Origin of the sequence: Streptomyces sp. NBC_00310 (assembly GCF_036208085.1) — a bacterium.
In the GTDB taxonomy this organism is placed as follows: domain Bacteria; phylum Actinomycetota; class Actinomycetes; order Streptomycetales; family Streptomycetaceae; genus Streptomyces.
In genome coordinates this window covers 10,067,178-10,092,585 of sequence record NZ_CP130714.1, presented here as the reverse complement: position 1 = coordinate 10,092,585, position 25,408 = coordinate 10,067,178, and the positions used below count along the sequence as shown (strand labels likewise).

At 73.1% G+C, this 25,408-nt stretch carries 17 protein-coding genes and 1 pseudogene; 11 read left to right on the top strand and 7 right to left on the bottom strand.

The genetic code is table 11. The features are described from left to right. Positions 1–178 precede the first annotated feature (178 nt). Together OG202_RS44020 and OG202_RS44015 are read left to right on the top strand one after the other, a co-directional pair. On the top strand, positions 179–2,266 hold the full coding sequence (locus OG202_RS44020; RefSeq protein ID WP_328224552.1) for an ABC transporter ATP-binding protein: 2,088 nt from the start codon (positions 179–181) through the stop codon (positions 2,264–2,266). A gap of 299 nt (positions 2,267–2,565) precedes the next feature. After that, positions 2,566–4,494, top strand: coding sequence for an ATP-binding cassette domain-containing protein (locus OG202_RS44015; RefSeq protein WP_327732044.1), 1,929 nt, complete (start codon positions 2,566–2,568; stop codon positions 4,492–4,494). Here the strand turns inward: OG202_RS44015 and OG202_RS44010 are convergent. Continuing rightward, positions 4,417–5,031: pseudogene (locus OG202_RS44010) on the bottom strand (LuxR C-terminal-related transcriptional regulator); the annotation flags it as partial. The gene OG202_RS44015 and the pseudogene OG202_RS44010 overlap by 78 nt on opposite strands. Before the next feature lie 185 nt (positions 5,032–5,216). On the opposite strand from OG202_RS44010, the gene OG202_RS44005 reads away from it, so the two are divergent. Next, the gene (locus tag OG202_RS44005) at positions 5,217–7,358 is read left to right on the top strand and encodes a SpoIIE family protein phosphatase (RefSeq protein ID WP_327726466.1); all 2,142 of its coding nucleotides are present in this window, start codon (positions 5,217–5,219) and stop codon (positions 7,356–7,358) included. A gap of 312 nt (positions 7,359–7,670) precedes the next feature. Here the strand turns inward: OG202_RS44005 and OG202_RS44000 are convergent, their stop codons facing one another. Further along, positions 7,671–9,122 (bottom strand): S1 family peptidase, encoded by a 1,452-nt coding sequence (locus OG202_RS44000; RefSeq protein ID WP_327726467.1) that lies wholly within the window; start codon positions 9,120–9,122, stop codon positions 7,671–7,673. Between the two features lie 685 nt (positions 9,123–9,807). Here OG202_RS44000 and OG202_RS43995 point away from each other — a divergent pair. The 4 genes from OG202_RS43995 (at position 9,808) to OG202_RS43980 (ending at position 16,051) form a co-directional block, all read left to right on the top strand. Beyond that, a complete protein-coding gene (locus OG202_RS43995; protein ID WP_327726468.1) occupies positions 9,808–10,023 on the top strand; it encodes a type A2 lantipeptide in 216 nt (71 codons plus the stop codon). Positions 10,024–10,126: 103 nt separating this feature from the next. Beyond that, complete coding sequence (locus OG202_RS43990; protein WP_327726469.1) at positions 10,127–10,933, top strand: HlyD family efflux transporter periplasmic adaptor subunit; 807 nt, start codon at positions 10,127–10,129, stop codon at positions 10,931–10,933. Beyond that, positions 10,930–13,167: an NHLP family bacteriocin export ABC transporter peptidase/permease/ATPase subunit gene (locus OG202_RS43985; RefSeq protein ID WP_327726470.1), complete on the top strand. Its 2,238-nt coding sequence runs from the start codon at positions 10,930–10,932 to the stop codon at positions 13,165–13,167. Before OG202_RS43990 ends, OG202_RS43985 begins: the two co-directional genes overlap by 4 nt. Position 13,168: 1 nt before the next feature. Further along, positions 13,169–16,051, top strand: a complete 2,883-nt coding sequence (locus OG202_RS43980; RefSeq protein ID WP_405961729.1) for an NHLP bacteriocin export ABC transporter permease/ATPase subunit — start codon at positions 13,169–13,171, stop codon at positions 16,049–16,051. Positions 16,052–16,355: 304 nt separating this feature from the next. Here the strand turns inward: OG202_RS43980 and OG202_RS43975 are convergent, their stop codons facing one another. The 4 genes from OG202_RS43975 to OG202_RS43960 form a co-directional block, all read right to left on the bottom strand. Next, positions 16,356–17,642, bottom strand: coding sequence for an MDR family MFS transporter (locus OG202_RS43975; protein ID WP_443052367.1), 1,287 nt, complete (start codon positions 17,640–17,642; stop codon positions 16,356–16,358). Positions 17,643–17,863: 221 nt separating this feature from the next. After that, the gene (locus OG202_RS43970; protein ID WP_328224791.1) at positions 17,864–19,333 is read right to left on the bottom strand and encodes an ABC transporter permease subunit; all 1,470 of its coding nucleotides are present in this window, start codon (positions 19,331–19,333) and stop codon (positions 17,864–17,866) included. A 299-nt stretch (positions 19,334–19,632) separates the two neighbouring features. After that, positions 19,633–21,126: an ABC transporter substrate-binding protein gene (locus OG202_RS43965; RefSeq protein ID WP_327726472.1), complete on the bottom strand. Its 1,494-nt coding sequence runs from the start codon at positions 21,124–21,126 to the stop codon at positions 19,633–19,635. Positions 21,127–21,212: 86 nt separating this feature from the next. Continuing rightward, positions 21,213–21,764 carry a GNAT family N-acetyltransferase gene (locus OG202_RS43960; RefSeq protein WP_327726473.1) on the bottom strand — a complete coding sequence of 184 codons (552 nt, stop codon included), beginning with the start codon at positions 21,762–21,764 and terminating at the stop codon, positions 21,213–21,215. A 166-nt stretch (positions 21,765–21,930) separates the two neighbouring features. Here OG202_RS43960 and OG202_RS43955 point away from each other — a divergent pair, with 166 nt between their 5' ends. From OG202_RS43955 to OG202_RS43940, 4 genes are all read left to right on the top strand, one after another. Further along, a complete protein-coding gene (locus tag OG202_RS43955; protein ID WP_327726474.1) occupies positions 21,931–22,953 on the top strand; it encodes a Ppx/GppA phosphatase family protein in 1,023 nt (340 codons plus the stop codon). Positions 22,954–23,012: 59 nt separating this feature from the next. Beyond that, a complete protein-coding gene (locus tag OG202_RS43950; protein ID WP_327726475.1) occupies positions 23,013–23,378 on the top strand; it encodes a hypothetical protein in 366 nt (121 codons plus the stop codon). 136 nt (positions 23,379–23,514) lie between these two features. After that, positions 23,515–23,979, top strand: a complete 465-nt coding sequence (locus OG202_RS43945; RefSeq protein WP_327726476.1) for an anti-sigma factor antagonist — start codon at positions 23,515–23,517, stop codon at positions 23,977–23,979. Positions 23,980–24,088: 109 nt separating this feature from the next. After that, positions 24,089–24,280, top strand: a complete 192-nt coding sequence (locus OG202_RS43940) for a hypothetical protein (protein WP_326585499.1) — start codon at positions 24,089–24,091, stop codon at positions 24,278–24,280. 201 nt (positions 24,281–24,481) lie between these two features. On the opposite strand, the gene OG202_RS43935 is transcribed toward OG202_RS43940, so the two are convergent. Next, positions 24,482–24,916 (bottom strand): protease inhibitor, encoded by a 435-nt coding sequence (locus OG202_RS43935; RefSeq protein WP_326574120.1) that lies wholly within the window; start codon positions 24,914–24,916, stop codon positions 24,482–24,484. Positions 24,917–25,408: the final 492 nt, after the last annotated feature.

Here is a 25,408-nt window from a genome sequence, read left to right as displayed (position 1 = left end):
TTCAGGACGTCCGTCGGACCGCAGCGGCAGCTGAGTCGCGCCGGCGGCTCCGGACGGTTCCTCTCCCTTGTCCGGGGAGGGGCCGTCCGGGGCTCACTCATCCGATCAGCCCATCCGATCAGCCCATTCCGATCGACTCATCCGCTCATTCATCCGGTCATCCCACGTCAGGACGGGTATGACGACGACCCTCACCGAAGCCGGCGCCCCGGGCCCGGCAGCCACGTCCGTCCCCCTGCTGCGCTCGACCGTGCGGCACTCCGGCCCCCGCTGTACGGCCCTGGCGCTCGTGTCCCTGGCCGCGACGGGGGCGAACCTGTTGCTGCCGGTCGCGCTGGGCGGGGCCCTGGATCTGCTGCTGGCCGGCGACCCGGACGGCTCGCGCCGGGTGCTGTGGTGCACCGGGCTGATCCTCGCCGTAGCCGCCCTGGACGCGGTCGAGACCGTACTCGGCGGGACCACCGACGCCCGGGCCACCGCGTGGCTGCGCCACCGTCTGGTCGGGCATGTGCTGGCCGCGGGGCCACGGGCCGTCGCCCGGTTCGGGCCGGGGGACCTGGTGGCCCGGCTCGTCGGGAACGCGGCCCAGGCGGGAACGGCACCCGCCACGGTCGCCGCGCTTCTCGCCGCGCTCGCCGGGCCGCTGGGCGCGGTGGTGGCACTGGGACTCATCGACCCGTGGCTCGCCGCGGTGTTCGTGATCGGGGCCCCGCTGCTCGCCCTGGTGCTGCGCACCCTCGCGCGGGACTCCTCCGCGTGCGTGACGCGCTACCAGCGGGCCCAGGGCCGTATCGCGGGCGGCCTGGCCGAGGCCGTCGCCGGGCACCGCACGATCGCCGCCGCCGGAACCGCCGACCGGACCGTCGCCCGCGTCCTGCGACCCCTCACCGAACTCTCCCGCGAGGGGCACCGCATGTGGCACGTCCAGGGCCGCGCCGCCGCGCGGGCGGCCGCCGTGGCGCCGCTGTCGCAGCTCGCCGTCGTGGCCACCGCGGGCGTCCTGCTCACCCGACAGCACCTCTCCGTGGGCGAGTTGCTGGCGGCGTCCCGCTACGCCGTGCTGGCCGCGGGCGTCGGCGTGCTGGTCGGCCAACTCTCCGGCCTGGTCCGCGCCCGGGCAGGGGCCGAACGCCTCGCCGAGATACTGACCGAGCCGCCGACCACGTACGGCGATCGCCTGCTCCCGCCTTCCGGCCCGGGGCGCCCGGAGTCGGACAACCCCTGCGGGCCGGGGCGGCTGGAGCTGTGTTCCGTGACCGTCCGGCGGGGTGGGCGCGCCGTGTTGGACGGTGTCGACCTCGTCGTGCCGGCCGGGACCACGCTCGCCGTCGTGGGCCGCTCGGGGGCGGGCAAGTCGCTGCTCGCCGCCGTGGCCGGGCGGCTCGTGGATCCGGACGAGGGAGAGGTACGGCTCGACGGGGTGCCGCTGCCCGAACTGGACCGCCGGGAGCTGCGCCGAGCGATCGTCCACGCCTTCGAACGGCCGGCCCTGCTGGGTGACTCCGTGGAGGACACCATCGCCTTCGGCTCCCCCCGCCCCTCCCCCGCCCGCATCCGGGAAGCCGCCCGCGCGGCGCACGCGGACGCCTTCGTCCGCCGCCTCCCCGACGGTTACGCCACCCCCTGCGCCGACGCCCCCCTGTCGGGTGGTGAGGCCCAACGCCTGGGCCTCGCCCGGGCGTTCGCCCGGGACGGCCGTCTCCTCGTCCTCGACGACGCCCTCTCCAGCCTCGACACCGTCACCGAGCACCACATCACCGACGTCCTCCTGCGCCCCACCACCGGCGGCAGCCGCCTGATCATCGCCCACCGCGCCGCCACAGCCGCCCGCGCGGACACGGTGGCGTGGCTGGACGGGGGAAAGGTACGGGCGACGGGCCCGCACGCGGAGCTGTGGCGGGTGGCGGGGTACCGGGAACTGTTCGGGGCGGAGGGTGACACCGAGGCGGACGACCGCGCCGACGCGTCCGGCGGCGGACGAGAGGCGGAGATCGGTGCCCCCACGACGACCGGCACCGGCGGCGACGGGACAGACAGCGAACCCGAGGCCCCGAACAGCACCCGCGCATCGGCCGACGCGCGGGTCGGGCCGGACCACGAGCGTGAGCCGGAGCGCGGCGCCCGCGCATCAGCCGACGCGGCCGGCCGGCCGGGCCGCGAGCGTGAGGCGGAGGGAGGTACCCGGGCAGGGACCGGCATGGGCGGGGCGGAGATCGCCCGGGGCGCCGCCGGGTCGCAGGGTTCCTCGGGTGGAGGGGGCCGGTGAAGGGCCGTCGGGAGGTGCCGCGGTCCGCCGGCCCGCTGAAGGCCGGAGCGGCGGCGGCGCCGGGTCCGACGTCGCGCCGTGCGGACCCCGCATCCGAGTGGATCGAGAGCTCCGCCGAACCGGCGGGTCCCCGTGCGGAGTCCGGAGTCACCCCGCCCCCGCCTCCCGCAGGGACCCGGGACGTCCACGGGGCGCCGCGACGTCACGTCCCCCCGCTCGGCCTCCCGCGGCGCGGTCTGCGCTATCTGCGGCGGCGTGTGCGTGTCGTCGTGCGGCTGGCCCTGTGGTCCGTGCTGGAGATGGGCCAGACGTTCCTGATGGGGTACGCCCTCGCGCGTGCCCTCGAAGACGGGTTTCTCGCGGGGCGGGCCGGGGTCGGGCTGGGCTGGCTGGGCGTCGGGGCGGGGGCGGTGGTCGTCGGGGCACTGGGGACCGGGCCGGTCTACGGGTGCGTGGCGGGGCTGGTGGAGCCCTTGCGCGACCGGCTGGTGCGAGGGGTGGTCGAGCGGGGGGTGCGGGAGGCGGACGGCGGGGCCCTGTCCGGGCTGACCCAGCAGGTGGAGATCGCCCGGGACACCTTCGCCGGACTGGTGATGGTGTCCCGCTCGTTCCTGTTCACCTCCGCCGGGGCGCTCCTCGGCCTCTTCTCGCTGGCCCCGCCCCTGCTGCTCGTCGTGGGCCCCCCGCTGGTCGTCGGCGTGGCCCTCTTCCTGGCGACGCTCAGGCCGCTGGCCCGCCGGCAGGAGACCTTCCTCGTCGCCGACGAGGCCCTCGCCGACCGACTCGGCACCGTCTGCCCGGGGTTGCGGGACATCACGGCGGCCGGTGCGGAGGACATGGTCGCCGCCGACGCCGGTCGCCGTGTCGACGCCGAGCACCGGGCCGCACGCTCACTGGCCCGGTGGGGCGTCGTACGGGTCGCCGCCCTCGCGATCGGCGGCCAGCTGCCCGTCGTCCTGCTCCTGGCCACCACGCCCTGGCTGCTGGACCGTGGAGTCACCGCGGGCGCCCTGATCGGCGCCCTCGCCTACGTCACGCAGTCCCTCCTCCCCGCCCTCCAGAACCTGGTCCACGGCCTGGGCACCAGCGGCTCCCGCCTCGCGGTGGTGCTGCGCAGGCTGGTCCCATCGAGCGACCCTCCGCATACGGCGCACGCCCCGCCCCCGGCCCACTCCCCGTCCCCGGCGAACCCCTCGTCGGCCTCAGCCCGCTCGCCGCGGACCGCGAGCGCCACGCGGCCCGGCCCACTCACCGATCCCGGCTCCGGCCCCGGCCCCGGCGCGACCTCTCCCCCGCCCCACCCACCCCCCGACACCCCCGACACCCTCGACGCCCTCGTCCTCTCCTCCGTCACGTTCGCCTACGGCTCCTCCGGCGCCCCTGTCATCGACGATCTCGACCTCCGCCTCCCCCAGGGCACGCATCTGGCCGTCGTCGGTCCCAGCGGCATCGGCAAGTCCACCCTCACCGGGCTCGTCGCGGGTCTCCTGCGCCCCCGGCGCGGCACCGTCCGCTTGTGTGGGCAGCCGGTACCGGGCGCCATATCCCGCGCACACCGGGTGCTCATTCCGCAGGAGGCGTACGTCTTCAGGGGATCCCTCGCGGAAAACCTCGGCGAGCTGCGGCCGAAACCCGTGCCCGAGGAGGAGCTGTGGGCCGCCGCGGAAGCGGTGGGGCTCGCCGAAGTGATGGTCCGGCTGGGCGGTCCGGCGGCCGAGGTGGACCCGGGCGCGCTGTCCGCCGGGGAGCGGCAGCTCGTCGCACTGGCCCGGGCGTACCTGTCGTACGCGTCGGTCGTGATCCTCGACGAGGCGACCTGTCACCTGGACGCGGAGGCGGAGGAACGCGCCGAGCGGGCCTTCGCCCGGCGCCCGGGTACGACCCTCCTGGTGGTCGCCCATCGCGTCAGCTCGGCCCGCCGCGCCGACAAGGTGCTGGTCATGGACGGGCGGTGCGCCGCCTACGGGGAGCACCACGAACTGCTGGCCCGCTCGCCGCTCTACCGTGACCTGGTCGGCGCCTGGTCCCCCGTGTCGGGCTCGCCGCGTCCACGCGGCGGGCGTTCCTCAGAGCCAGCCCTCCCCCTGCGAGATCCGGATGGCGTCGATCCTGTTGCGCGCCCCCGTCTTGCGGGTGATGGCGGCCATGTAGTTGCGCACGGTCCCGTGCGAAAGGTGCAGGCTGCCGGCGATCTCCGCGACGGAGGCCCCCTCGGCGGCCAGGGATAAGACGCTCAGTTCACGGCGTGTCAGCGGCATCTCGGCGGCCTTGAGGAAACCGAAGCCGAGGGAGTCGTCGACGAAACGTTTCCCTTGGGCGACCTCGCGGATCGCGGACACCAGCCGCTGCGGCGAGCCCTCCTTGTCCACGTACCCGAGGGCCCCGGCCTCCGCCGCACGCTTCAGGAGCCCGGGTCTGCCTGCGTGGGCGAGGACCAGGAGGCCGGGGGCGGGGCCGCCCGCGCCGCGCAGGTCGGCGAGGGGCGGGATACCGACCGCGTCCGCGCAGTCCAGGTCCGCCGCGCAGACGTCGGGCCGCAGGGACCGTACGCGTCCCGGTGCCGCACGCCAGGACGCGTCGTACACCACCAGGTCGGGTTCCTGGCGCAGCCACTCCGCCAGTACCGACCTGACCAGACATTCGTCGTGCACGAGAAGTACCCCGATCACGTTCGCCCTCCGCCTCCCGGCCACCGATGTCCTTCGCCTCAGCGCGTGCCCATTGTTGGCGCCCCCGACCACGCCCGGGCGCGAAGAACCAGCCATCGGGGTGCGTGGGGGCGCACTCACAGCGCCCGCGCGCGTTGCCGCGCATCACCGAGGGGGCATGGCGCGGGAAAGAGGGGGTACGGCGGGCCGCCCGCGCACGGCGCTCGCCGTGCGCGGGCGGCCCGCAGGGGGGAGCCTTGACCCTGGGGCTGTCGCGCGGTCGTGCGAGGAGGTGGTCGGCGATGTCCGACGTCCACGCGTCCGGAGGGCGGACGACCGTCGAGACGTCCCGCGTCGGCCATCCCCTGCTGTCGCTGGCGCTGGCCGCGATGATGGACGACGTCGGGGCCCACTCCGGCGCGGTGTATCTGCTGGCGCCCGACGAGCCGGTCCTGGAGATGGCGGTCATGGCGGGGCTGCCGAGATCGTTCGCCGCGCCGTGGGAGCGGGTGGGGCTGAGCGCGCCGGTCCCGGTCTCCGAGGCCGTACGGGGGCAGCGGCTGGTGTGGGTCAACGGCGAGGAGCAGATGGCCCGCCGCTATCCCCGGATCGCCGTGGTCCTGCCCTACCCGTTCGCCCTGGCCGCGCTGCCGGTGGCGACCCGGGACACGACCTACGGCGCCGTCTTCCTGACCTGGCCCGGCTCCCACCCGCCGGAACTCAGCGACCGCGAGCGGGACCATCTCACCTCGGCCTGCGACCGACTCGCGGTCCGGCTGCGGCGCGCGGAGGAGGAGGGGCGGCCGGTGCGACCCGAGCCGGACCTGTCGGCGCCGTCGGCGACCACGGTCGCGGGGACGCTCGGCACGGTGGAGGCGGCGCGGATGGTGGCAAGGCTGCCGTACGGGATGTGCGCGCTCGATCTGCACGGACGGATCACTTTCGCCAACGCGGCCACGGCCGAGCTGCTCGGCATCCCGGTGAGCGGTCTGCTGGGCACCCAGCTCTGGGTGTCCGTGCCGTGGCTCAACGATCCCGCGTACGAGGACCGGTACCGGGCGGCGCTGATGAGCCAGCACGTGACGTCGTTCGTGGCACTCAGACCGCCGAGCGACTGGCTGTCGTTCCGCCTGTATCCGGGGACGAACGGGCTGAGCGTACGGATCTCGCGCGCCCGGGCGGTCGCCGAGGCCGAGCGTGCCGGGCGGGTGGAGGACGACGGGCCGGGCCGCCTGGTGACCATCCACCACGTACTGGCGCTGGCGAGCGCGCTCACCGAGGCGGTGAGCGTGCAGGACGTGGTGGAACTGGTCGCCGACGAGATCGCCCCGGCCATCGGCAGCCAGGCCCTCGTGATGTTCGGCTCGCGTGCCGGGCGCCTGCATGTGCTCGGGCACCGCGGCTACGCCGACCCGCACCTCGTGGAACGCTTCGACGGGATGCCCCTCACCGCGCCGATGCCCGGAGCGCACGCCCTGACCACCGGGGTGCCCGCCTTCTTCGAGTCCCGGCAGCAGTTGGAGCACCTCTATCCGATGCGGCGGGAGACCCCGGACGGGCTGGGCGCCTGGGCGTACATCCCGCTGATCGCCTCGGGCCGGCCGGTGGGCACCTGGGTCCTGGGGTACGCGGAGCCGCATCCCTTCCCGGCCGACGAGCGCGCGGTGCTGACCAGCCTCAGCGGTCTCATCGCCCAGGCGCTGGAGCGGGCTCTGCTGTACGACGCCAAGCACCAGCTGGCGCACGGGCTGCAGCAGGCGCTGCTGCCGCACTCGCTGCCGTCGATCCCCGGGATCGAGGCGGCCTCCCGCTATCTGCCCGCCACCCGGGGCATGGAGATCGGCGGCGACTTCTTCGACCTGGTTCTCTCGCACGGGCGGGCCTCGGCCGTGATCGGCGACGTGCAGGGGCACAACGTGACGGCGGCGGGTCTGATGGGGCAGATCCGTACGGCGGTTCGCGCGTACACGACCGTGGGGCAGGCGCCGGAGGAGGTGATGAGCAGCACCAACCGGCTGCTGATCGACCTGGGTTCGGAGCTGTTCGCCAGTTGTCTGTATCTGCGGCTGGACCCGGAGCACGGAACGGCCGTCATGGCGCGGGCGGGGCATCCGCCGCCGTTGCTGCGCCGGCCGGACGGGAAGGTGCGGGTGCTCGACCTCGCGGGCGGTCCGCTGCTCGGCATCGACGCGGCGGCGACCTATCCGACGACCGAGGTGGCGCTGACCGAGGGGTCCGTGCTGGCGCTGTACACCGACGGGCTGATCGAGTCGCCCGGCGTCGACATCGAGGACGCGCTGGCGGATCTCGGGGAGCGGCTGTCGACGGCCGGGGAACGGCCGTTGGACGAACTGGCCGACAGTCTCGTACGGGAGATCGCTGCGGCGGAGGAGCGGGCGGACGACGTGGCGTTGCTGTTGCTTCGGGCTACTGGCACCGGGTGAGCGTGAAGCCCGGGGGCCGCCGGTTCGTTCACCGGCCGCGGGTGCGTCGTGGCTGATCGCGTGGCTCCTCGCGCCGCTGGAGGGGATTCGCCCCCGTCCTGGGCCTGAGAGCCCCTGCGACGGCTTCCCGGATCCACGGGTCCCGGAACGAGAATCGGTCCGGCCCTCCCGCCGGAGAGCCGGACCGTTCCACCTGTCGGACGGAACCGCTGTGGTGTGGCCGACAAGTGGGTCGTGGGGCGACGGCCGGGGGTCAGTGGCCGCTGAACCCGGGGCCGTCGTCCACGTCTTGGGGTCTTGGGTGGCGTGCGCCTACTGCTCGACGCCCTGCTCGTCGACACCCTGCTCGTCGACGCCCTGCCCCTGCTCGTGGCCCGCGCCGGCGTCACCGGCACCGGCAGCGGCACCCGCGTCACCCGCACCGGCGGCATCGCCGGCACCGGCCGCCGCGGCGCCCTCTTCCTCGCCAGCACCCGCTGCGGCAGCGCCTTCTTCCTCACCGGCGCCGGCGGCTGCGGCGCCCTCTTCCTCGCCCGCGCCCGCGGCCGCGGCCGCGCCACCGTCGGCCGCTTCGCCCGCGCCCGCGGCGTCGCCGGCACCGCCGGCGGCTTCCTCACCGGCGCCCGCGCCGGCGTCGCCGAGGGTCGCGCCGACCGCCGCGAGGGCGGTGGTGACCGGCTGGAAGAAGGTCTCGCCGCCGACGGTGCAGTCGCCGCTGCCGCCGGAGGTCAGACCGATGGCCTGGCCGTCCTCGGTGAACAGCGAGCCGCCGCTGTCGCCGGGCTCGGCGCAGACGTCGGTCTGGATGAGGCCGGTGACCGTGCCCTCGGGGTAGTTCACCGTGGCTTCGAGGCCGGTGACCTGGCCGTCGGCGAGACCGGTGGTGCTGCCCATGCGGAAGACCTGCAGGCCGACCGCGGCCTCGCCGGCCGCGTTGATGTTGACCGTCTGGCCGTTGCCGAGGTCGACCGTGCTGGCCGCCTGCGTCGCCGGGTCGTTGTAGTTGACCAGGGCGAAGTCACCGGCGCCGGGGAACGTGGCGGTCGCCGCGTCGACCGTGGCGATCGGCGCGCCGCCCTCCTCCTCGGACCACTCGGCCTCGGCGACACCGCAGTGACCGGCGGTCAGGAAGGCCGGGGCGCCTTCGGCGTTGACGACGTTGAAGCCGGCCGAGCAGCGTGCGCCACCGCCGAAGATGGCGTCGCCGCCCTCCAGGAAGGTCTTGAACGTGCCGGCGGACTTCTTGATGGTCGCCATGCCCGTGCCGAGCGACTTGACGGTCGACTCGATGGTGTCCCAGTTCTCGCCCGTGACCGTGGAGTCGGCGGTGACCTGGAGCTTGTTCGTGCGGGGGTCGATCGCCCAGGCGGTACCCGGGACGCTGGCCTGCTCCTTCAGCGTCGCCGCGCCTTCCTGGAGTTCGGACCAGCTGTTGTCGACCTCACGGACCTCCGCGCCGGCCTGCTTGGCCTGGATGATCACGTTGTTGTCGTCGCCGTCGATCTCGAGGCCGTCGATGACGTTGATGACGAGCTGCTTCTCGCCCGAGTCGTAGTACGCGCCTGCGAACGCGTCACCGAGCAACTCCTGCAGCTGGGCGGCCAGATCCGGCGCGTCACTCGCGGCGAGCGTCTTCGGGGCAGCCTCGTTCGACTCCGTCTGCGACGCCATGGCGTTCGGCAGGATGAGCGCCGCCGCTCCGAGTGCCGCCACGCCGCCTGCGGCTATGAACGCCTTACGCTTGGTGGCTCGTTTGTGACTCAACTCTTGACCTCCTGGGGACGGGGTCCGTGCCGCCGTCCGGCGGGTGAACTGGGGGCGCCTGGTTGCCAGTTGGTACGGATGGTTCCGGTGGGGTGTTCAACGCTCCGCAAAAAGATTTCGATCTTCCATTTCGCAAAGTGCGCTACGCCCCCCGTTCGCCGGGCATGTCACGACTTCCCGCCCGCGCTCCCCACGGAGAATCGGCGGCGCCCGACGACCCACCCCCGGGACACCACGTACAGCGACCGGCCGGTAGCGGCCTGTTCCCCACTTCGGCCGGGAAACCGGCTTCAGCGAATCTCCACACCGAATGCCCAGTGAGGTCACGCCCGAGGGGGGTTCTGCACAAGGGCGACTCGCGCACCGCGCCTTTGAGGCGGGACTGTCCAATTCGTTTTCCGGCTGGCAATGAACGACCTATGACGATGCCGCGATCCGTGTGAAGAAGCTGCCCCCAACGCGTGCGCAGGCCTGCACCAATGAACCGTCATGGTCACCAAGTGCCCTGGTGAGGGGCCGTGTTGATTGGATGTGCGCGGCGGCGATCTGCTTTGATCCATCGCACCGCGGGGGCCGCCAAGCTCTCGGAAACGAGAAGTGGTTACCCACGTGTGCGGCCGTCGTTCTGTCCCCAGAAGGGGGCCGCTCCCCCCTTATGAATAGCTATACGAAGGGAAGTTCCATCATGAACTCCACCCCCCAGGTTGAGACCGCCGAGATCTCGGACTCCGCCCTCGACGCCGTCTCCGGTGGCCTGTCGGTCAACGCCGTCGGCACCGTCACCGGCCTGGTGGACGGCATTGCCCCGGTCTCCGGCCTGGTCAACACGGCCGTCGGCACGGTCGAGGGTGTCACCGGTCTGAACACCGCCCCGGTCACGAGCCTGGTCGCCGGTCTCTGATCGAGCCCTGGCGCCGCTGAGTCCCGGAACCGCCTGACTGGTTCCGGGACTCTCGGGTGCCCGAACGTCCGCTGTCCCGAGTCGCGCAGGTGAGGGAAGTCCCGTGCAGTTCCGCCAACAGGCCCTCGCCAAGCTCCAGTCGCCGGAGGAACTCGACCTTCCGGTGCGTTTCGCACGCCCACAGGGCTGGCTGGTGCTGTCCGTGACGGTGGTCGCCATGGCCGCCGCGTCCGTGTGGGCCGTCACGGGTTCCGTCGCGTCCACGGTCGGCGCGCCCGCCGTCCTCACCCACGGGCAGGGCAGTTACGTGCTGCAGAGCCCGGTCGCCGGCCAGGTCACCGCCGTACTCGCGAAGCAGGGCCGGCGACTGGCCGCCAGGGCCCCCGTCCTGAAGGTCGCCACCGCCGACGGCGAGACCGTCGTCCGGTCCGTCGCGGCCGGCCGGGTCTCCGCGCTCGCCGCCACCATCGGCCAGATCATCCAGACCGGCGCCGACGTCGCGGCCATCGAGAAGGTCGCCGACGCCGACGACCCGCTCTACGCCACGGTGTACGTCCCCGCCGAGAACGCCGCCTCCATCCCGAAGGACGCCGAGGTCGACCTGACCGTGCAGTCGGTCCCCACCCAGCGGTACGGCGTGCTGCGCGGCCATGTGAAGAAGGTGGACCGCACCACGCAGACCCCGCAGTCGATCGCCGCGTTCCTCGGTGACGACCAGCTGGGCGAGCAGTTCACCAAGAAGGGCCGGCCGGTGGCCGTCACCGTACGGCTGGACCGGAAGGCGTCGACCGAGTCGGGCTACCGGTGGTCCTCGCAGGACGGGCCACCGTTCGAGCTGACCTCCATGACCATGGCCACGGGCTCGATCCGGCTGGCCGACGAGCGTCCGATCGATTGGCTGCTCCCGTGACCGCATCCCAGGACACCGCCCCGCCACCCGCGCGCGGCAGACGCAAGGCCGCCCCGCAGAAGCGCCCGGTGCCCAAGGGCCGGCAGAAGACCGTCCGCACGCCGACCGTCCTGCAGATGGAGGCCGTGGAGTGCGGTGCCGCCTCCCTCGCCATGGTCCTCGGCCACTACGGACGGCACATCCCGCTGGAGGAGCTGCGCATCGCCTGCGGTGTCTCCCGGGACGGCTCGCGCGCCAGCAACCTGCTGAAAGCGGCCCGCAGTTACGGCCTCACCGCCAAGGGCATGCAGATGGACGTGGCCGCCCTCGCCGAGGTGAAGGCGCCGGCCGTCCTCTTCTGGGAGTTCAACCACTACGTCGTCTACGACGGCATGGGGCGCCGCTTCGGCCGGCGCGGCGTCCACATCAACGACCCGGGCAAGGGCCGCCGGTTCGTGCCGATGGAGGACTTCGACTCCAGCTTCACCGGTGTCGTCCTCGTCATGGAGCCGGACGACGGCTTCGAGAAGGGCGGCCGCAGGCCCGGTGTCCTCGGCGCCATGCCCGCCCGGATGCGCGGCACTTCGGGCACCCTGCCCGCCGCCGTCCTCGCCAGCCTCCTCCTGGTGGCGGTCGGTGCGGCGGTACCCGCGCTGAGCCGCACCTACATCGACATGTTCCTGATCGGCGGCCAGACCTCCCTGCTGGGCGTGCTGTTCGCGTCGATGGGCGCCTGCGTGCTGCTGACGGTCCTGCTGACCTGGCTGCAACAGGCCAACCTGCTGCGCGGCCGGCTGATCTCCTCGACCCTGTCCAGCGCCCGTTTCCTGCGGCACCTGCTCCGCCTGCCCGTCACCTTCTTCTCGCAGCGCAGCCCCGCCGACCTCGTCCAGCGGCTCCAGTCCAACGACGCGGTCGCCGAGACCCTGGCCCGCGATCTCGCGGCGGCCGGGGTGGACGCGGTCGTCGTCGTCCTCTACGCCGTACTCCTCTACACGTACGACCCGCAGCTCACCTTCGTCGGCATCGCGGTCGCGCTGCTGAACGTGGTGGCGATGCGGGTGGTGATCCGGCTGCGCGCGACCCGTACGGCGAAGCTGCGCGCCGACAACGCCCGGCTGACCAACACGGCGTACACCGGCCTCCAGCTGATCGAGACGATGAAGGCGACCGGCGGCGAGGAGGGCTACTTCCGCAAGTGGGCCGGGCAGCACGCCACCACGCTGGAGGAGCAGCAGCGGCTCGGGGTGCCGAGCGCCTGGCTGGGGGTCGTCGCCCCGACCCTCGCCACGCTCAACAGCGCGCTCATCCTCTGGATCGGCGGCATGCGCGCGGTCGAGGGCCACCTGTCCGTCGGCCTCCTGGTCGCCTTCCAGGCGCTGGTCACCCGGTTCACCGCGCCGATCACCCGGCTCAACGGCGTCGCGGGCCGCATCCAGGACTTCGCGGCCGACGTGGCCCGTCTCAAGGACGTCGAGAACTTCCAGGCGGACCCGCTGTACGCCCGCCCGGACGCCGCCGAGTCCACCCGCCGGCTGCACGGCCACGTCGAGCTGGAGAACATCACCTTCGGCTACAGCCCCCTCGACAAACCCCTGCTCACCGGCTTCGACCTCACCGTCGGCCCGGGCCGGCAGGTGGCGCTGGTCGGCGGCTCCGGCAGCGGCAAGTCGACGGTGTCCAGGCTGATCTCGGGCCTGTACACCCCTTGGGAGGGCGTGATCCGTATCGACGGCCGACGTCTGGAGGACATCCCCCGGGGTGCGCTCGCCGCCTCCGTCTCCTTCGTCGACCAGGAGGTCTTCCTCTTCGAGGGCACGGTCCGCGACAACGTGGCCCTGTGGGACCCGTCGATCCCGGACGAGGCCGTGGTGGAGGCGCTGCGGGACGCGGCCCTGTACGACGTGGTGACCCGCCGCCCGGGCGGTATCAACAGCCGGGTCGAGCAGGACGGCCGCAACTTCTCCGGCGGTCAGCGGCAACGCCTGGAGATCGCGCGGGCGTTGGTCCGCAGGCCCAGCATCCTGGTCCTCGACGAGGTGACCAGCGCGCTCGACGCGGAGACCGAGCTGACCGTCATGGACAACCTGCGCAAGCGCGGCTGCGCCTGCGTGGTGATCGCCCACCGGCTCAGCACGGTCCGCGACAGCGACGAGATCGTCGTCCTGCAGCACGGCACGATCGTGGAGCGCGGCCGGCACGAGGAGCTGGTGACACGCGGCGGCGCGTACGCCCAGCTGGTCAGGGAGCAATGAGATGACCTCCGTCCACGAAGGTCATGGGGACCAGGGCGGTCACGGGGGCCAGGGAGGCCACGGCGGGCCCGGCGGTCCCGACGGCGACCTCGTCCTCGGTGCGCTCGGCGCCATGGGCACGCCCCTCGACTGCGCCGGCCACACCCGCCTCGACCTCGAAGGCCCGCAGACCCTGTGGCTGGTGGCCTCCGGCGCCCTGGACCTGTTCGCGGTCGACGCCGGGCAGCAGGGCCACTGGCACCACCTGGGCCGTCTCGAAGCGGGCTCGTTGCTGCTCGGCCCGGTCGCCGGGCCCCAGCACACGCTGGTCGCCCGCCCGCTCCGCGACTGCGTGGTCCGGCGCATCGGCCTGCGCGAGCTGTACCAGCAGGTGAACACCGAGACCTGGTCGTACGACGCGTGGGGCAACCCCCAGCTGGTGCCCCCGCGGACGAGCCCCCTCGAATACGCCCTCGCCCTGGGCGTCGGCCGCGGCCTCTCCATCCTCTTCCAGGCGCCGATGGCCACCGAACAGGCCGCCGCGCCCACCGACGACGACGTCTTCTGGATGCAGGTGCCGCCCGGCAGCGTCCAGTACGGCTCGCTGTACGGCGCGGAGGCGGCGGCCGATCTGCTGATGGACCCGGGGGTCTGGCAGAGCATGGTCGACCAGCAGTACCGGCTGCTGGCCACGCTGGACCGCTGGATCGAGCAGCTGGAGCGCACCCACGAGGACCGTACGGCCGCCGGTATCAAGGCCGGTGAGGCCGTACGCGTCCAGGCCGACCGCACACTGCTGGCGTCCATCGGCAAGTCCTCCGCGTCCCGGCGTACCACGGCCGCCGACGCGGACGCCACGTACGCGGCCTGCAAACTCGTCGCCCGGACGGCCGGGATCGCCCTGTCCGAGCCCGCGCAGAGCGGCACCGAGAGCGACCGGCTCGACCCGGTGGAACGCATCGCGCTCGCCTCCCGCGTCCGCGTCCGCGCCGTACGCCTCGCCGGGAGCTGGTGGCGGGAGAACGTCGGCCCGCTGGTCGGGCACCGGGCCCTGTCCGGTGCTCCGGTGGCGCTGCTGTGGCGGCGCGGCGGATACGTGGCCGTGCAGCCGTCGTCCGGCCGGGAGACGCCGATCGAGAAGGCGAACGCGGCGGAGTTCGAGCCGCGGGCGGTGATGTTCTACCGGCCGCTGCCCGAACGGGTACCGACCCCGCTGCGCCTGATGCGCTGGAGCCTCCACGGCACCGGCGGTGACATGACGGGCCTGCTGCTCAGTGGCCTGGTGACGGTCGTGCTCGGTTCTCTCGTCCCCATCGCGACGGGCAAGATCCTCGGCGAGTACGTGCCGAAGGCGCAGGAGAACCTGATCGTGCAGGTCTGCCTGGCGATCATGCTCGCGAGTGTGGTGTCGGCCGCGTTCCTGCTGCTCCAGAATCTGACGATCCTCCGCATGGAGGGCCGTATCGAGGCGACCCTCCAACCGGCGGTCTGGGACCGCCTGTTGAGACTCCCCACGAAGTTCTTCGCCTCCCGCTCGACGGGTGAACTGGCCAGCGCGGCCATGGGCATCAGCGCGATCCGCCGCACCCTGGCCGGGGTCGGCCCGGTGGTCGCCCAGTCGGTGACCGTCGGTGCCGTGAACCTCGGTCTGCTGCTCTGGTACAGCGTCCCGATGGCCCTGGCGGCGATCGGGATGCTGGCGGTCGTGGCCGCCGTGTTCCTCGGCCTCGGTCTGTGGCAGGTCCGCTGGCAGCGCCGCCTGGTGGTGCTGAGCAACAAACTGAACAACCAGGCCTTCCAGACCCTGCGGGGTCTGCCGAAGCTCCGGGTGGCGGCCGCCGAGAACTACGCGTACGCGGCCTGGGCGGGCGAGTTCGCGCGCAGCCGGGAGCTCCAGCAGAAGGTCGGCGGCATCAAGAACCTCAACACGGTACTGGGCACCGTGTATCTCCCCCTCTGCACCCTGCTGATGTTCATGCTGCTGGCGGGCCCTGCCCGGGGTTCGATGTCGGCGGCGGAGTTCCTGACCTTCAACACCTCGGTGACGATGCTGCTCACCTCGGTCACCCAGCTCACCGGCGCGTTCGTGTCGGCGGTCGCCGTGCTCCCCCTCTTCGAGGAGATCAAGCCGGTGCTGGAGGCGACCCCGGAGGTCCGCACGGCCAGCACCCGCCCGGGTGTGCTGTCCGGCGCGCTGGAGGCCCGCCGTCTCGCCTTCCGCTACGCGGACGACGGCCCCCTGGTGCTGGACGACGTGTCCTTCGCCATCGAGCCCGGCGAGTTCGTGGCGATCGTCGGCCCGAGCGGTTGTGGGAAATCAACCCTCCTGCGTCTGCTCATCGGCTTCGACAAGCCGGTCTCCGGGAGCGTCCTGTACGACGGCCAGGACCTGGGCGCCCTGGACCAGTCCGCCGTACGCCGCCAGTGCGGTGTCGTCCTCCAGCACGCCCAGCCGTTCACCGGCTCCATCCTGGACGTCATCTGCGGCACCGAGCCGTTCACGCCCGAGGAGGCGATGGCGGCGGCCGCGATGGCGGGTCTCGCCGAGGACATCCAGCGCATGCCGATGGGCCTGCACACCATCGTGCAGGGAAACGGCGCGATCTCCGGCGGACAGCGCCAACGCCTGATGATCGCCCAGGCGTTGATCCGCCGCCCCCGCATCCTCTTCTTCGACGAGGCCACCAGCGCGCTCGACAACGAGACGCAGCGGACGGTCATCGAGAGCACGCGGGCGTTGAACGCGACCCGCATCGTCATCGCCCACCGGCTGTCCACGGTCATGGACGCGGACCGGGTGGTGGTCATGGAGGACGGGAAGGTGGCGGAGGTGGGGGCACCGGGTGAGCTGCTGGCGAACCCGACGGGCCGCCTGCATGAGCTGGTACGCCGCCAGATGACCTGAGGGCCTCTACTCTCGCCCCCGCCGCCCCTACCCGTCCCGTCCTCCAGGGGCCGCGCCCCTTCGACCCCGAGGGGTTCGTCGTCGGGTGCGGGTGGGTGGGGGCCGGTCGCGCAGTTCCCCGCGCCCCTGAAAAGCAGGGGCTGCGCCCCGTGCTTTTCGGCCCGAAAGGGCCGTAGGCCCTTCAGGGGCGCGGGGAACTGCGCGACCAGCCCCCACCGGACCCGCGCCGGGGGGTCGAAGGGGCAGCGCCCCTGGAGGACGGGACGGGTAGGGGCGGCGGGGGCGGGAAAACCCGCGAAGTCACCTACGGCCGAGTGGAATGCCGTCGCGGCAGAAGCAGCACCGAGGCAACCGGAACCACCGCGAGCACCACCCACGGCACAACCCCCGGCACCTCCGCGTCCATCAAGGCCCCGGCCCCCGCACTCCCCACCAACACGATCAACCCCGAAACGGACGACAGCGCCCCGGTATAGAGCCCGAGCCGCCCCTCGGCCGCAAGATCCGGCACCCACGCCCGCGCGGCCGGAGCCACCAACATCTGCCCCACCGTCAGCAACACCACGAACCCGGCAGCGGGCAACAGCCCCGCACCCCCCGTCCACCCGGCGGGCAGCGCCACGGCCACCACCCCGAACCCGGCGGCTATCAGCAACAGCCCCACCGTCATCGACCGACGCAGATCCAGCCGCTCCGCCACCCACCGCGTCACCGGCAGCTGCGCCGTCACGACGAGCAGCGAGGACAGCCCGAACAGCCAGGCCAGCGCCGACTGCGACCCCGTGGCCCGCTCCACCTCGTCGGGCAGCAGAAGGTACAGCTGGTTGTACGCCAGCAGGTACGCCCCGTACGCGCAGCACAACGCCAGGAACCGCCGGTTGCGCAGCAGCCCGCCGAGGCCCCCCTTCACCTCGACCCGCTCCCGCCCCGGAATGTGCTGGGGCAGCAACCAGACGTGCCCGGCGAGGACGAGGACGAACACCCCGGCCCCCGCGAGGCACACCACGCGGTAGTCCACGGCCAGCAGCAACGCGCCGATCAGCGGCCCGACGAACGCCCCGGCCTGCCCGGCCACCGTGAACAGCGCCAGCACGCTCGTACGGGGACCGCGGCCCGACTCCTCCCACACCACCGCCTGCCGGGCGACCTCGGACTCGACGGCCGGGGAGAACAACGCGGCGGCGAATCCGATCAGCAGAACGGACCCGATGACCGACCAGTCCGCGTCCGCGTACCCGAGCCAGGCGAACCCGGCGATCCGCAGCACACACCCCACCAGCACCACCGGCCGTACGCCGTACCGGTCGGCCAGCGCACCGCCCACCACGAACAGCCCCTGCTGGCTGAAGGTCCGCAGCCCGAGCACGAAACCGACCATCCAGCCGGCCATGCCGATCGCCGTGCCGAGATGCTCGGCGAGGAACGGCAGCACGGCGAAGAAGCCGATGTTGAAGGCGAGCTGGGTGAGAATCAGCAAGCGAAGCAGCGGATCGAGACGCGCCCAGGTACCGCGACGGGAGGGCTTGCCCTCACACCCCCCGGGCACGTCACGCGGCCCCGGCACCCCGCTCCCCGCCCGCGTCTCCGGCATCTCGTGCGCCGCCCGCGGCCCCGGCATCTCGTGCGCCGCCCGCGTCTCGTTCGCCGCCTGCTGATCGGGCACCTTGCTCGTCACCTTCCTCTCGACCTTCCTCTCGGGCACTTCACCCACCGCTCGTCTCTCCCGCTCCTCGCTCGGCGCCCACCTCGCGGCCGTCTCCCCGGCCGAGCGCCGCCGGGGCGTCCCGCTCGGTCGCCGCTCGGTCGGCTCGGTCATCCGGTCTCTCCGACGGTCGTGGCGACGGCGGGCTCGGGTCGGCGTACGGCTCCGGCGAAGCGGCGGCGCGGCCACCGCACCCCGCCCGCCGCCGTGACCGCCAGCGCGCCGAGGACGGCCAGGGCGGTGGCGGGGGCGAGGACGGCCCAGGGGGCGCGCTCGGCGTAGGGCTGGTTCTCGGCGAGGAGGAGGCCCCATTCCGGGTCCGGCGGCTGTGCGCCGAGGCCGAGGAAGCCGAGGGAGGTCAGGGCGAGGGCCACGCCGGGCAGTCGGAGGAGGGCGTGGCGGGCGACGGGCGGCAGGACGGCGGGGAGCAGTTCGCGGCGGAGCAGATGGGCACCACCCGCGCCGAGCCCCTTCGTGGCCGTGATGTGTGTCGTGGCCCGCTCCTGTTCGAGCAGGGCCGTGGTGTGCGCGGCGAGCGGCACCCAGGCGACGGCGGCCACGGCCAGCGCGGGTGTCGCCGCTCCGCTGCCGGCCACTCCGGCGACGAGCAGGCCCGCGAGGACCGCCGGTACGGCGTTGACGGTGTCGACGAGGGGTCCGCAGAGGCGGGGCAGCAGCCCGAGCAGGACGCCCGTCAGCAGCGCGGCCGCGCTGATCGTGACGGCGAGGGCGAGGGTGGTGAACGCCCCGTGGCCGATGCGGGCCAGGAGGTCGCGGCCGAGCGCGTCGGTGCCGAACGGGTGGGCCCAGGACGGGGGTCGGAGCCGGTCGCCGGTGTCGAGGGCGAGCGGGTCGCGGGTCAGGCCAAACACGACGACCGCGAGCAGCAGGGTGCCGTGGAGCAGGGGCGTGCGGCGTGGTGCGGGCGGCTTCGGGCGGTGCAGGGAGTGGAGGGCTCCATCGCGGAGGGCGGGGCCGATGAGTTGGCGGGCGGCGAGGCGGGCGAGGGCTCCGGCGAGGGCGGCCAGCAGGACGAGGGCGAGGGTGCCGGCCTGGAGGACGGGGAGATCCTGGGCGATGGCTGCCTGGAGGGTGGTGCGGCCGAGGCCGGGGATGTCGAATATCTGCTCGACGGTGACGGCGCCGCCGGTGAGGCCGACGACGAACAGGCCGAGGTTGGGCAGCAGTCCGGGTACACAGCGGCGTACGGCCTGGCGGGCGGTGGCCCGCCCGGGTATGCCGCGTGCGGCGGCGGCCAGTTCCCAGGGCTCGGCGAAGGCGCCGGGCAGCAGGTCGTCGAGCATGCGGCCGAGCAGCGCGCCGGCGGGCAGACCGAGGGCGAGGGCGGGCAGCACCATCCACCGCGGCCCGTACCAGCCGAGCGCGGGCAGCCAGCCGAGATGCACCCCGACGACGACGGCCAGCACGGACGCGGTGAGGAACTCGGGCAGCGCGGCGAGCATCGCGGCCACGCTGCCGCCGCCGCTGCGGTCGTCGAGGCGGCGGTGCGCGCCGAGCCACAGGGTGCGGGCGCAGACCGCCGCGGCCGTGGCCGTCGCCACGAGGAGCGCGGCGGCCATCAGCAGCAGGGAGACACCGAGGGCCTGGACGACGGAGGGGGTGACCTCGGCGCCGGAGATCCACGAGCGGCCCGCGTCACCGCGCGCCAGCCCGCCGAACCACTCCCCCAGCAGTTTCGACGGGCCGGCGTCGAGGCCGAGTTCGTCCCGTACGGCGGCCAGCACGTCCGGCGTGGGATCACGTTCGGCCAAGCGTGCCTTGAGGACGGTGAGCGCCGGGTCGGTGCGCGACAGCCACGGCAGCAGGCCGATGCCGCACAGCAGCGTGGCGGCGAGCAGGGCCCGCCAGAGTGCCCGTATCAGCGCCGGGTCCCCGTTCCGACCAGTGTGCGCTCGTAGGGGTCGAGGATCACGCCCCGCACCGAGCCGGCGACGCCGGTGATGATCTGCTGGTGGACGAGCGGGACGGTGGCGTCGGTGCCGAGGATGGCCGCCTCGGCGTTCATGGCCGCTTGCCGGCGCTTGGCGGTGTCGGACTCCTTCTCGGCGGCGGCGACGGCCCGGTCGACCTTCTTGTCGCACAGCAGGGCGAGGTTGTAGCTGCCGTCGCAGGTGAAGTCGCCGGCGAGGACGGAGACGGGGTCGCCGGTGTCGAGCAGGGAGTTGCGGGCACCGACGAAGGCGTCGAACGTCCCGGCCAGGGCGTCGCTCTCCAGCCGCGAGTACTCGCGGATCTCCAGCTTCACCTTGAATCCGGCCCGGCGGAGCTGCTGTTGCAGCACCTGGGCTACCTCGGGCAGTTCGGGACGGTTGTCGTACGTGGCGATGGTCACGGATGTGCCGTCGGGGTCGGCGGCCTTCGCGCGCCCGGCCGGTTCGACCCGCTTGCCGACGGCCCAGGTCACGGCGGGCCCGAAGACACCGACGCCGGCGTCGGCGTAGCCCTCGTACACGTCCTTGGCGAGGACGGAGCCGTCGACGGCCTCGCGGGCGGCGGCCCGGAGCTTCGGGTCCTTGAAGGCGCCGGACTTGGTGTTGAGGAGGAGGCTGGTGGTGCGGGTGGTGGCCGTCTCGCGCCGGGTGCCCTTGTCGAGGGTGGACGCCTGCGCCACGGGAACGGCCTCCGCGATGTCGACCTGGTCGGTGCGCAGGGCGTTGGTGCGGGCGGAGCCGTCGGCTATGAACTTGGCGTCGATGCCGGAGGCCTGGGCGCGGCCTCCCCAGTACGCGTCGTAGCGGTCCAGGGTGGCCGCGGTGGTGCCGGTGACCTCGGTGACCTCGAACGGGCCGGTGGCCGTGCCGACCGGGTTCACCCGCTTGCCGCCGTAGGCCTTGGCGGACAGGATCGCGAGGCCGGGGCCGGTGAGGCGCAACGGCAGGGCGGGGTCCGGGTCCTCGGTGGTGACGCGCACCTGGCGGTCGCCGCTCGCCTTCGCGGTGAGCGTGATGCCGGAGAGCGCGGCGGTGACCGGCTCGGCCTCGGCGGCGTGGGCGAGGGCGGCGGCGACGGTGGCCGGGGTGACCTCGGTACCGTCCTGGAAGGTGGCCTCACGCAAGGTGAAAAGCCAGTTCCGGTCGTTCTCGCGCGTCCAGGACTCGGCGAGTGCGGGAGCCGGGGCGCCGTTCGCGTCCAGCTTGGTGAGGCCCTCGGTGACGCCGAGCCGGCTCAGGAGGGTGGCGTCGGCGCCGTAGGGGGAGAAGTTCTCGGCGGGCGGGAAGGCGAGGGCCACGCGCAGCCGTGAGCCGTCGGCGGAGTCGTCGTCGGACGTGCCACCGCCCGAGGCGAAGCAGCCGGTCAGTACGGGGGCGAGGAGCAGGCCGGCGGCGACGCGACGGCGGCGGGGAGAGCGCATGGTCCTTGGTTCTGTGTGGGGGACGCGGGTGGGGGACGGGAGCGGCGGGTGGGGCGCGACGCAGCCTACATGAGAATGATTTTCATCTAAGCGGTGAGAGTGCGGGCCCCCGCGCGCACCGGGACCTCGAAGTGCACGACCCGCTCTCCGGTCACCTCGCGCTCGTCGCACACGGCCACGCCCTGCGAGCGCCAGAAGTCCTCGGCGCCGGGCACCCCGGGGTCGGTGTGCAGGTAGACGGAGCGGTAAGCACCGTCGGCCGCCGCGAAGTCCAGCAGCGCGGCGACCAGCCGCCGGGCCAGCCCCCGCCTGCGATGTTCTGCCCGCACATACACACGGCGCAGCTGGGCGGTCTCGCCGGAGGGGTAACGCTCGGCCAGCCAGCGGGGGTTGGGCGGATGAGCGGGGCCCCGGGAGTCCAGCGCGCCGGTGGCGACGACCGCGCCGTCCCGCCCGTCGACCGCGACCAGGAGGACATGCCGGTCGGGGGCGACGTACGCGCCGCGCAGATCGATGATGTCCTCGTGCCAGCGCGGCACATAGCCCGTGCCGAAGTCGCGGTAGACGGTGTCGAGCATCACCGTACGGGCGCCGTCGAGGTCGCCGGGTCCCGCCACCCTGATGTCATAGTTCTGCACCTGCGCATCATAGGCAATAAGTCTGATCATCCGACCAGCGGTCCGAGCGGCCGACCCTCCACCGGGATGGTGAGCGGTGGCGCACAGTCGCCTCGATGCGCCCCTGTGCCACCAGCCGCCGTGCGGAACACGCGTGTTGAGGCTGCCACCGGGTACTCCGTGGGGCATGCGGATGAGCGTGGTGGATGTGGGATCGAACACCGTGAGACTCGTAGTGGCGGACGCCGAGGGCGGTGTGCCGCTGCCGGTGCACACCGCCAAGTGGCGCCTGCGGCTGTCCCAGTCGGTGCCGCCCGGGGGCGAAGTGCCCGACGAGGCGGTAGGACAGCTGTGCGACGCGGTCACGGCGGCGGCCCGCACGGCGGAGAAATGGGGGGCGTCGACGCCACTGGCGTTCGCGACCGCCGTGGTGCGCTCCGCGCCGAACTGCCGGGACGTACTGCGGACCGTGCGCGCCAAGACCGGGGTGCTGATCTGCACCCTGCCCGGCGAGGTGGAGGCCGAACTCACCTTCCTCGGGGCCCGGCGGTGGATGGGCTGGCGGTCGGGGCCGCTCGCGCTGCTGGACATCGGGGGCGGTTCGCTGGAGGTGGCCTTCGGGCGGGGCCGGCTGCCGGACTTCGTGGCCTCGCTGCCGCTGGGCGCGAACCGGCTGACCCATGAGTTCTTCCAGGGGCAGGACCCGCCGTCGGCGGACAGCATCAAGGCACTGCGGCGCAAGGTCCGTCATCAGCTCCGGGACGTATCGGCGCGCATCCGCTGGGAGGGGCCGCGCACGGCCGTGGCCACCTCGCGCACCTTCCAACAGCTCTCCCGGTTGTGCGGATCCGCGCCGGGCCGCCACGGGCCCTTCGTGGAACGGGAGTTGAGGTGCGCGGACCTGGGTCTTGCCATCACCCGCCTCGCCTCCCTCCCCGCGGCGGAGCGCGCCGCCCTCCCGGGCATCTCCGCGCCCCGGGCCACACAGAGCCTCGCCGGGGCGCTGGTCGGGCACACCACGATGAAGCTCGCCGGTCTGAAGGCCGTGACGATCTGCCCCTGGGCGATCCGCGAAGGCGTACTGCTGCGGCACATCGAGGACGGCCCGGCGTGGTGGTCGGAGGTGGCGCGGGACATCGAGGACACCGGGCGGGCCGGTTCGAGCGCGCCGGGCGCGGTACCCCTGCGCATCGCCGCACCGGCCCGCTGACCCGACCTCACACCTCCCTTCACGTCACCTCACCTCACCTCGCTGGAAAGAGCACCCTCATGACCCACCACGACCAGCGGAACCCGGACAACAAGCACTACGAGCACGACGGGCACGACGGGCACGACGGGCACGACGGGCACGACGAGCACAGCGGCCACGACAAGCCCGACACGGCTTGGGACGACGTCCTGCGGGAGGCGGAGCAGGCCGAGACGCGCGTCACCGACTCCGAGAGGCGACGGCGGCGCCGAGGCGAGGCGGGGAGGCGGGCGACGCGGTCACGCCCAACGAGCGCGCACAGGAGGATTCCCACCACGGCCAGCGGGCGATGCGACGATCCCGCACCGCATCCCCTGGCGCGCCCGCACCCCTCCGGCGCGTCCGCGCCGGTCGGGTCGCCGACCTGCGACAACAGACCTTGAAAGTCAATACGCGGAACAGGAATTCACCATTTCGAGTGCCGTAGATCTTGCGCCGGGTGCGAAAGGGGTGGGCGGGTCCGTGCCGGGGTAGTCACCGGGATCGAATGCGCCCTACCCCTGACGAGGTGGAGCCGCCATGACTCCGGATGCCCATGACCGTGCCGCCCCTCGGCCCGAGGACGCGGCCACCGGCCCCGGACCCGGCCCCGGACCCGAGCCGACGGTGGCGGCGAACCCGTACGCCCGCACCCGCCGGATCGGCCCGTTCACCGTGATCGAGGTCGCCGGCGAGATCGACATGGCGTCCGCAGGCCTGGTGGCCGAGCATCTGACGGCCGCCGCCACCGGGTCCGCCGCGCCGGACGTGCTCGTCGACCTGCGCCGCGTCTCCTTCTTCGACTGCTCGGGCCTGCGCGTGCTGTGCCGGGCGGAGGCGGCGGCCACGGCGCGTGGCGGCCGCCTCCGTCTCGTCGCCGACCAGCCCCGGATGTACCGGCTGCTGCGCGCCGCCCGGCTGCTCGGCCGCTTCCCGCCGCTCCCGGACCTTCCGCCCGGTCCCCCTCCGCCGTCCCCGCCGCCGCAACGGCCAAGTCTCAAGTAGCAGTTCAATGAAACGATTGAAGGACCTGCGGCAGGCACACACCGTTCCGGCCACCACCGGCACGGAATCCGAGCGATACAGAAGCGATACAGAAGTGGAGACGCGCGAAGTGAAGTTCCTTCTCGAAGTCGACCTGGACAGCACGGACTGGGACGAGGGCACCACTGTCCAGGAGTTGGAGCGCATCCTGCGCTACTGGGGCGGCAACCTCCGGCACTGCGAGATCAAACCCGGGGACGGCCAGCCCCTGTACGACTCCGGCCATCAGGAGGTCGGCCGCTGGACCGTATCCTCCGAGTGACCGACCGGCGGCCCCCGGCATGCGATGCCGGGGGCCGGCCTGCGGCCCCACTCCGCTTGGCCGGCCCCCGGACGGGGATCGCGTGACACACCGCGACAGGGCTCGCGCTCCCCAGCCACGGGCCCTCGCTCATCACTCACGGGGCCACGCAACCCCCGGTCTGTCGGCCGCGAAGCGGCCTGGTCCTATCCGACGCGGCGGCTAGAAGGCGTACAGGACGCTCGCGGCCGAGTCCTTCAGGCACTCGTTGGCGAAGGTGCGCTCGTACGCGACGCGCTTGCCCTGCCAGACGCCCTGGACGGTGACGATCACGGGGTCGTACTGCTTGCTGCACATCACCCCGGCACGGCCGGCCAGGGCGTCGAAGTCGCCGCCGCTGAGACGGAGTTCGGCGCAGGCGTCGACGGGCGCCGGGTGCGTGCCGGAAGGTTTCGGCGCACAGGTCAGGGTGACCGCGCGCTCGGGGGTGACGGTGGCCGAGGTCTCGCCGTGGCCCATGGTCAGAACCAGGGCCGAGGGGGCGTAGAGCCCGGACGCGGCGGCTTCGGGGGCGGCGAGCGCGGAGCCCGTGAGGGGACCGCAGACGGCGGTGGCCGTCAGGGTGAGAGTCGCTGCCCAACGCGCGGTCTTCGGCATGGTGTGCATCCTTCCGCTCTGTAGGAGTGCCCGGACGGCCCCGTCACATCGGTCGCGTGTACGAAGCCGGCCCGGACGGTGCCGGATCGGCGAGCGCGAGTCTGCCGGGTCCTGGGCCGGAACACACATCGAACCCACAGGTTTCGGTAACTTTGAGTATTGAATCAGTGGCTCGAAGTAACAGAACCCGACCGCGCGAACCCCGATTCTGAGCGGTTCCCGATCGCCACATGATCACGAATGGCCGGATCTCCCCGGCTGAGCAATCGGCCTGAAACATTCCGCTTCCCCTCGCGACCACCCCCCGAACGACCCCCGCGCGACCGGGGGTGATGGACGCTTCATCCACTTCGGCCCCGGAGAATGGACGAAGCGCCCTCTGGTGTCGGCGTGACGGGGCCCCTTAACGTCGCCTCACCCCCCTGAGGACGGCTCCCGCTCCTGTCGCTCACCCTGCGACACACCGGCCCCTCCCGCCCACCGCGCCACGAC